The 8,075-nt window shown below is 63.0% G+C and carries 8 protein-coding genes; 4 read left to right on the top strand and 4 right to left on the bottom strand.

The window, feature by feature from the left end; translation table 11 throughout:
- Positions 1-143: 143 nt before the first annotated feature.
- Genes JHL16_RS22565 through JHL16_RS22555 form a run of 3 tightly spaced genes read left to right on the top strand, consistent with a single transcriptional unit; the run spans position 144 to position 2,793 of the window.
- Positions 144-1,187: an ABC transporter ATP-binding protein gene (locus tag JHL16_RS22565; protein ID WP_200187057.1), complete on the top strand. Its 1,044-nt coding sequence runs from the start codon at positions 144-146 to the stop codon at positions 1,185-1,187.
- On the top strand, positions 1,187-2,035 hold the full coding sequence (locus JHL16_RS22560; RefSeq protein ID WP_200187056.1) for an ABC transporter permease: 849 nt from the start codon (positions 1,187-1,189) through the stop codon (positions 2,033-2,035). The genes JHL16_RS22565 and JHL16_RS22560 overlap by 1 nt, the downstream gene beginning before the upstream one ends.
- A complete protein-coding gene (locus JHL16_RS22555) occupies positions 2,032-2,793 on the top strand; it encodes an ABC transporter permease (RefSeq protein ID WP_200187055.1) in 762 nt (253 codons plus the stop codon). Before JHL16_RS22560 ends, JHL16_RS22555 begins: the two co-directional genes overlap by 4 nt.
- 6 nt (positions 2,794-2,799) lie before the next feature.
- Here JHL16_RS22555 and JHL16_RS22550 read toward each other — a convergent pair whose 3' ends face one another.
- From JHL16_RS22550 to sdhC, 4 genes are read right to left on the bottom strand one after another with little or no spacing between them, the layout of a single operon-like run.
- Positions 2,800-3,576: a succinate dehydrogenase iron-sulfur subunit gene (locus tag JHL16_RS22550; protein WP_200187054.1), complete on the bottom strand. Its 777-nt coding sequence runs from the start codon at positions 3,574-3,576 to the stop codon at positions 2,800-2,802.
- A gap of 15 nt (positions 3,577-3,591) precedes the next feature.
- Positions 3,592-5,433, bottom strand: coding sequence for a succinate dehydrogenase flavoprotein subunit (gene sdhA, locus JHL16_RS22545; protein WP_200187053.1), 1,842 nt, complete (start codon positions 5,431-5,433; stop codon positions 3,592-3,594).
- A gap of 4 nt (positions 5,434-5,437) precedes the next feature.
- Positions 5,438-5,809, bottom strand: a complete 372-nt coding sequence (sdhD, locus tag JHL16_RS22540) for a succinate dehydrogenase, hydrophobic membrane anchor protein (protein WP_200187052.1) — start codon at positions 5,807-5,809, stop codon at positions 5,438-5,440.
- A complete protein-coding gene (gene sdhC / locus JHL16_RS22535) occupies positions 5,806-6,210 on the bottom strand; it encodes a succinate dehydrogenase, cytochrome b556 subunit (protein ID WP_200187051.1) in 405 nt (134 codons plus the stop codon). Before sdhC ends, sdhD begins: the two co-directional genes overlap by 4 nt.
- Before the next feature lie 219 nt (positions 6,211-6,429).
- Here sdhC and JHL16_RS22530 point away from each other — a divergent pair, with 219 nt between their 5' ends.
- Positions 6,430-8,022 (top strand): peptide chain release factor 3, encoded by a 1,593-nt coding sequence (locus JHL16_RS22530; RefSeq protein WP_200187050.1) that lies wholly within the window; start codon positions 6,430-6,432, stop codon positions 8,020-8,022.
- Positions 8,023-8,075: the final 53 nt, after the last annotated feature.

Genomic DNA, 8,075 nt, shown 5'->3' with positions numbered 1-8,075 from the left:
GGGTGAGGGGGAAACGAAGGAGGGGTTTTTGTGAAGCAGAAGAAACTTCACCGTCGATTCCCCCTCACCCTCCCAATGCTGCGCATTGGGTCCCTCCCTCTCCCCCGATGGGGGCGAGGGTAAGAAGTGAAGCTGCTTTCCAGATGACGTCCCAGTACACACCCCTTCTCAAACTCTCCGGCCTTTCCAAATCCTTCGGCGCGGCGCGTGCCGTCGAGCCGCTCGATCTCGCCGTCCAGGCCGGTGATTTCTGCGCCATATTGGGCCCATCGGGCTGCGGCAAGTCCACGCTGCTCCGGATGATCGCGGGTTTCATCGAGCCCTCATCGGGTTCGATCGCCATCGAAGGGCGGGACGTCACACGGCTCGGACCGGAAAAGCGGCCGACCAATATGGTGTTCCAGAGCTACGGGCTGTTTCCGCATCTGACCGTCGCCGAGAATGTCGGCTTCGGCCTCGCTCTGCAGAAGAAATCCAAGGACGAGGTCAGCCAGCGCACCGAGGAAGCCTTGCGCCTGGTACGGCTCGAAGCCTTCGGCCAGCGCATGATCGACCGCCTGTCGGGCGGCCAGCAGCAGCGTGTGGCGCTTGCCCGCGCCCTGATCATGCGGCCCAAGATATTGCTCCTCGACGAGCCGCTGGCGGCGCTCGACCTGAAACTGCGTCATCAGATGCAGGAAGAACTGCGCCGCATCCATCACGAGATCGGCGGCACCTTCATTTTCGTCACCCACGATCAGAGCGAGGCCTTCGCGCTCGCCAATCTCGTCGCGGTGATGAATCAGGGCCGGGTCGAGCAGATCGGCAGTCCGTCTGACGTCTATCTGTCGCCGGCCACATTGTTCGTCGCCGATTTCGTCGGCGAGACCAGCCTGCTCGCCGGCGAGCGGCGGCAGGGCCGGGTCACGCTCAAGGCCGGACCACATTTCGTGAGCGCCGGCCGTGACGGGCCGGTGCGCGCGATCGTGCGCCCGGAACGGGTGGCGCTCAAATCCGACGGCGTGCCGGCGGTCGTCACCGATGCGGTGTTTTTCGGCGCCTCGCTCAAAGTTTCGCTGCGGCTCCCATCCGATGAGACATTGATCCTGCGCAGCAGCGAAGCCGATGCGGCGGCGCGCTATCGTATCGGCGACAAGCTCACTGTCGGCTGGGAGGACCAGCAGGTCATCGACGCGGGACCTGGGTGATGCGCCGGGCCATCCTGCTGCTCGCCCCGTCTTTCACCGTGCTCATCGGCATCTTCGCCATACCCGTGCTGCTCCTCTTCGTGGTGAGCTTCTGGTCGGTGAAGACCTTCAGGCTGCAGCCCGATTTTTCCTTCGCCGCCTGGCAACGCTTCTTCACGGTCTATGGCGATCTCACGCTCTATACGCTGGCCGTCGGTCTTGCGGTCGGCTTGTTTTGCACGCTGCTCGGCTTCGTCTTCGCCTATGCGGCGCGTTTCAAGGCCGGGCGGTTCGGGGATCTTTTGCTCGTCGCCACACTCATCACCTTGTTCGGCGGCTATCTGGTCAAGATCTATGCCTGGAAATCGATCCTCGGCGCCGACGGGCTTCTCAACCAGGCGCTGATGGGCATCGGCCTCACCGATCAGCCGCTCGCTTTCCTCATCTACAGCCGCGGCGCCGTCATTATCGCGCTGGTGCATTTCCTTTTGCCCTTCGCCATCCTGCCGATCTATGCCGCGCTGCGGAATGTCTCGGAAACGACGATCGAGGCGGCGCGGGACCTTGGCGCCTCAGCTTCGCAAGTGCTGACGCGGGTCATCGTGCCGCAATGCCTCTCGGGTCTCTTCTCTGCCTTCGCCTTCTGCTTCCTGCTGGCCGCCGGCGATTATGTGACGCCGATGCTGCTCGGCGGCACCTCGGGCAGCATGCTCGGCCAGTTCGTGCTTCTTGAGTTCTCGACCAATTTCAACTGGCCGGCGGGTTCGGCCATGTCCTTCGGCCTGCTCTTCGTCTGTCTCCTGGTGATCGGTGCGCTCGCCGCAATGGGCAGCCGGCTGATGCGGCGGTCGCCGGGAGCGGCGTCATGATCTGGCGTTTCGTCATCGCATTCTTCCTGCTCTTCATGCTGGGGCCGATCCTGCTCGTCGTGCTGTTCTCCTTCGGCTCGAACGCGCTGATCGGCTTTCCAATGGGTGGGCTCACACTCGACTGGTATGCGAAGCTCGCTCACGACACCGGCTTCCATTCCGCCTTCTGGGCGAGCTTCATCGTGGCTCTGGCGACGGCGATCCTCGCCACCATCACGGGCACCTGCGCCGCGCTGGCGCTGACCAAGGCGGCGCCCAAGCTGGTCAGGAGCGCGCTCGCCGCTCTGTCGCTGCCGGTGTTGCTGCCGCCGCTCGTCGTCGCCATCGCCATCGTCGTGCTGTTCGTGCGCGGGCTGGGCCTCGGGCTCGGTTTGCCGGTCGTCATACTGGGGCACATATTGGTGGCGCAGCCCTTCGTCATCCTGATCGTGATGGCGCGGCTCGCCCGCTTCGATCAGGCGACCGTCGATGCGGCGCGCGATCTCGGCGCCTCGCACTGGCAGGCCTTCCGGCTCGTCACGCTGCCGCAGATCGCGAGCGCGCTCATCGGCGCGGCGCTCGTCAGCGCCGCCATCTCGCTCGATGATTTCATCATCGCCTCCTTCACCATCGGCGGCGGCAACACGATCTCGACCTTCGTCTGGGGCAAGATGCGCACCACGCTCGATCCCTCGATCAATGCGATCGCGACGATCCTGCTGGTGCTGACGGTGGGGCTCTCGGCGCTGGCGCTCCGGGTGAGCAAGTATAAGGGATAACGGTGATTACAACCTGCGCTCGACCATCATCTTCTTGATCTCGGCGATGGCCTTGGCCGGGTTCAGATGCTTCGGGCAGGCCTTGGCGCAGTTCATGATCGTGTGGCAGCGATAGAGGCGGAACGGATCCTCGAGATTATCGAGGCGTTCGCCGGTTCCCTCATCACGGCTGTCGATCAGCCAGCGATAGGCCTGGAGCAGGACGGCCGGACCCAGATAACGGTCGCCATTCCACCAATAACTCGGGCACGAGGTCGAGCAACAGGCGCACAGAATGCATTCATAAAGCCCGTCGAGCTTGGCGCGGTCGGGACGCGACTGTTTCCATTCGGCCTGCGGCGTCGGCGTCGAGGTTTTGAGCCAAGGTTCGATCGAGCGGTGCTGCGCATAAAAGCGGGTGAGATCGGGGACGAGGTCCTTCACCACCGGCATATGCGGCAGCGGATAGATCTTCACCGGCCCTTTCACGTCGTCGATCGATTTGAGGCAGGCGAGCGTGTTGGTGCCGTCGATATTCATGGCGCAGGAGCCGCAAATGCCTTCGCGGCACGATCGGCGGAAGGTCAGCGTCGCATCCTGCTCGTTCTTGATCTTGATCAGCGCGTCGAGCACCATCGGCCCGCAGGACTTCATGTCGACATGATAGGTGTCGATGCGCGGATTCTGGTGATCGTCCGGCGACCAGCGATAGATGCGGAATTCCCTGAGACTACCACCCTCGGGCTTAGGCCAGGCCTTGCCCGTATCGACCTTGGAATTCTGCGGAAGGCTGAAGGCAACCATCTTGATCTATAACTCCTAGTACACCCGAGCCTTCGGCTTGATATAGGCGATGTCGTTGGACATGGTGAAATCATGCACCGGACGATAGCCGAGGGTCACTTCGCGCTTGGCGTCGTCGGCCCAGGCGAGCGTGTGCTTCATCCAGTCCTTGTCGTCGCGCTCGGCGAAATCTTCCCGCGCATGGGCGCCACGGCTTTCCTGGCGTGCCAGGGCGCCTTCGACCGTCACCGCGGCCTGCGCGATGAGATTGTCATATTCGAGCGTCTCGACCAGATCGGAATTCCAGATCAGCGAACGGTCGGAGACATGGATATCGGCGGTCGCCTGCCACACATCGGCGATGAGCTTCTTGCCCTCGGCCAGAACTTCGCCGGTGCGGAACACCGCGCAGTTGTTCTGCATCGTGCGCTGCATGCGGTTGCGCAACTGCGCCGTCGGCGTGCCGCCCTTGGCATAACGGTAGTGGTCGAGCCTGGCGATCGAAGCCTCGCCCGCATCCTTGGGAAGTTCGGCATGCGACATATTGGGCTCGATCTCCTCGGCGCATTTGAGCGCCGCGGCGCGGCCGAAGACGACGAGATCGATGAGCGAGTTGGAGCCGAGACGATTGGCGCCGTGCACGGAGACGCAGGCCGCTTCGCCGACCGCATAAAGCCCCGGCACCACTTTTTCCGGATCGCTCGGGTCGCCGGCCAGCGCCTGGCCATGATAGTTGGTCGGCACGCCGCCCATATTGTAGTGCACCGTCGGCACGATCGGGATCGGGTCGCGGGTGACGTCGACATTGGCGAAGATCTTGGCCGATTCGCTGATGCCCGGCAGGCGCTCTTCGAGAATCTTGGGATCGAGATGCTCGAGATGGAGATGGATATGATCCTTCTCCGGCCCGATGCCGCGGCCCTCGCGGATCTCGATGGTCATCGAGCGCGAGACGACGTCGCGCGACGCGAGGTCCTTGGCCGACGGCGCATAACGCTCCATGAAACGCTCGCCGGCGGAATTGGTGAGATAGCCGCCTTCGCCGCGCGCACCCTCGGTGATGAGGACACCGACGCCATAGATGCCGGTCGGGTGGAACTGCACGAATTCCATGTCCTGCAAAGGCAGGCCGGCGCGCAGCACCATGGCATTGCCGTCACCGGTGCAGGTGTGCGCCGAGGTGGCGGAGAAATAAGCGCGGCCATAACCGCCGGTGGCGAGGATGACGCGATGGGCGCGGAAGCGGTGCAGCGAACCGTCTTCGAGCGACAAGGCCATCACACCGCGGCAGGCGCCGTCCTCCATGATGAGGTCAAGGGCGAAATATTCGACGAAGAACTCGGTCGAATAGCGCAGCGACTGGCCATAAAGCGTGTGCAGCATGGCATGGCCGGTGCGGTCGGCCACCGCGCAGGTGCGCTGCACCGGCGGGCCATCGCCGAAATTCATCATATGGCCGCCGAAGGGCCGCTGATAGATCTTGCCTTCCTCGGTGCGCGAGAAGGGCATGCCGAAATGCTCGAGCTCGTAAACGGCGACCGGCGCGTTGCGGCACATATATTCGATGGCGTCCTGGTCGCCCAGCCAGTCGGCACCCTTGACGGTGTCGTACATATGCCAGCGCCAGTTGTCGGGGCCCATATTGCCGAGCGAGGCGGCGATGCCGCCCTGCGCCGCGACGGTATGCGAGCGGGTCGGGAACACCTTGGTGATGCAGGCGGTCTTGAGGCCCGATTGCGAGGCGCCGAGCGCGGCGCGAAGGCCCGAGCCGCCGGCGCCGACAACGACGACGTCAAAGCTGTGATCGGTGATCGGATAGGCCCGCCCGCCGACGGTGAAGGATTTGGGGGCGGTTGCGGTAATTTCAGGCGCGGCCATGCGCTCAGGCTCCGAAGCTCATGGACAGGATCGCATAAAGGGCGGCGACGCCCAGCGCGATGGTGAAGAAGGCATTGCCGAGGAGGCAGGCGATGCGCCAGCCGCCATGGACATAATCCTCGATGACGACTTGCATGCCAAGGCGCATGTGCCAGAGGATCGACAGGAAGGAGGCGATGAGCGCGATGGCGATGAGGGGATGTTTGACGCTGGCCACCAGAGCGGTGCGGTCGGCGCCGAGATGGCAGAGAATGAAGACGACGAGGAATAGAACCAGCGGGATATTGGCGATCGCGGTCACCCGCTGCAGCCACCAATGTTCGGTGCCGGTCTTGGCGGAGCCCAGGCCCCGCACCATGCCGAGAGGTGTCTTCATAGGGTGCCTCGCACCAGATAGACGCCGATCCACAGAGCGAAGGTCAGGACGATCGACAGAACGAGATTGGCGCGGGCCATGAATTCGACGGTCGTGAGCTTGAAGCCGTGGCCGGTGTCCCACAGAAGGTGGCGCAGGCCCCCCAGCATGTGGTGGATGAGCGCCCAGGTGAAGCCGAACAGGATGATCTTGCTCAGCCAATGGCCGAAGACCGCCTGGGTCATGGCGAAATATTCGGCCGAAATGGCGCCGGCGATGAGCCACCAGACGAAGAAGACGATGCCGAAATAGAGGGCGCTGCCGGTGATGCGATGCACGATGGACATCATCATGGTCAGCATCGGCCGGTAGATCTGCAGATGCGGCGACAGAGGCCGCTTGTCGGTGTGTGTTTCAGCCATTGGTCGTATTTGGTCTCAGCTAGGTCGCCTTTTAACCCGGTCCATGCTGCACTGCAATGATCCATAAGGCATAACGTGTGTGCAGGAAAGCCGGGTGCGGATATCTAGTCTCTAGGTGTTAAGCATTTGAATCAGATCACATTTGTCCGGTCGAAGGCGCCAGGGGTGACATAGCAGGGTTGAGGTGCTAGGGACGCCCCCGAAAAGAGCCCAAAATCAATGAATATCATGCAAAATTCGGCCGCCTCCGAAGTGGCGCGGCGCCGCACTTTCGCGGTCATCTCGCATCCGGACGCCGGCAAGACCACCTTGACCGAGAAATTCCTGCTGTTCGGCGGCGCCATTCAGCTCGCCGGCGAGGTCAAGGCCAAGAAAAACCGCATCTCGACCCGCTCCGACTGGATGGCTATCGAGCGCCAGCGCGGCATTTCCGTCGTCACCTCGGTGATGACCTTCGAATATGGCGGCCATGTCTTCAACCTGCTCGACACGCCGGGCCATGCCGACTTCTCCGAGGACACCTACCGCACCCTGACCGCGGTCGATTCCGCCATCATGGTGATCGACGCCGCCAAGGGCATCGAGGCGCGCACCCGCAAGCTGTTCGAGGTCTGCCGCCTGCGCGACATCCCGATCGTCACTTTCATCAACAAGATGGACCGCGAGACGCGCGATCCGTTCGAGCTTCTGGACGAGATCGAAAAAACGCTCGCTCTCGACGTCACGCCGATGACCTGGCCGGTCGGGCGCGGGCGCAGCTTCGCCGGCACCTATGATCTCGGCCGCAACACGCTGCGCGGCCTCGATTCGGAAGAGACGCCCCGTCAGCTTTCCGGGCCTGATGATCCCCAGATCGCGAGCTTCATTCCCGCCGATGAGGCGAGCGCCTTCCGGGACGAGGTGGAGCTGGCCCGCGACGGCTCCAAGCCGTTCGATCTCGACTCCTTCCGCGAAGGCCATCTCACACCGGTCTTCTGGGGCTCGGCCTTGCGCAATTACGGCGTGCGCGATCTCATCAATGGGCTCGGCGCCTATGCGCCGTCACCGCGCAACCAGCAGGCGGCCAGCCGCATGGTTGAGGCGAGCGAGCCCAAAATGGCGGGCTTCGTCTTCAAGATCCAGGCCAATATGGATCCCAATCACCGCGACCGCATCGCTTTCCTGCGTGTCTGTGCCGGCAAGTTGCAGCGTGGCATGAAGGCCAAGCTGGTGCGCACCGGCAAGCCGATCAGCCTGTCGGCGCCGCAATTCTTCTTCGCCCAGGACCGCTCTGTGGCGGATGAGGCCTATGCCGGCGACGTGGTCGGCATTCCCAATCACGGCACCTTGCGCATCGGCGATACGCTGACCGAAGGCGAGGAGCTCGTCTTCCGCGGCGTGCCGAGCTTCGCCCCGGAAATCCTGCGGCGCATCAAGTTGCAGGACGCGATGAAGGCGAAGAAACTGCGCGAAGCCCTGCAGCAGATGGCGGAAGAAGGCGTGGTGCAGCTGTTCCTGCCCTATGACGGATCGAATGCCATGGTGGGCGTGGTCGGCGCACTGCAGCTCGACGTGCTCGCCGAGCGACTGCAAGGCGAATATGGGCTTCCCATCGCCTATGAAACACCACGCTTCTCGGTCTGCCGCTGGATTTCGTCCGACGATGAGATGGAACTCGACCGTTTCATCGAAGCCAACCGCTCCGGCATGGCGCATGATCTCGACCAGGCGCCGGTGTTCCTGGCCGGCAGCGCCTTCCTGCTGCAATATGAGCAGGAGCGCTGGCCGAAGATCGCTTTTGCCGATGTGAAGGACTACCAGAAGCAAGCCTGACGTAAATGTGCCGGTAAATGGAGGGCGGGAATTCAATCTCGCTTCAAGGAGTA

Origin of the sequence: Taklimakanibacter albus (assembly GCF_016595235.1) — a bacterium.
Classification (GTDB): Bacteria; Pseudomonadota; Alphaproteobacteria; order Rhizobiales; family Aestuariivirgaceae; genus Taklimakanibacter; species Taklimakanibacter albus.
Note: the sequence above shows the minus strand (reverse complement) of the source record. Positions and strands in the feature narration are given on the sequence as shown.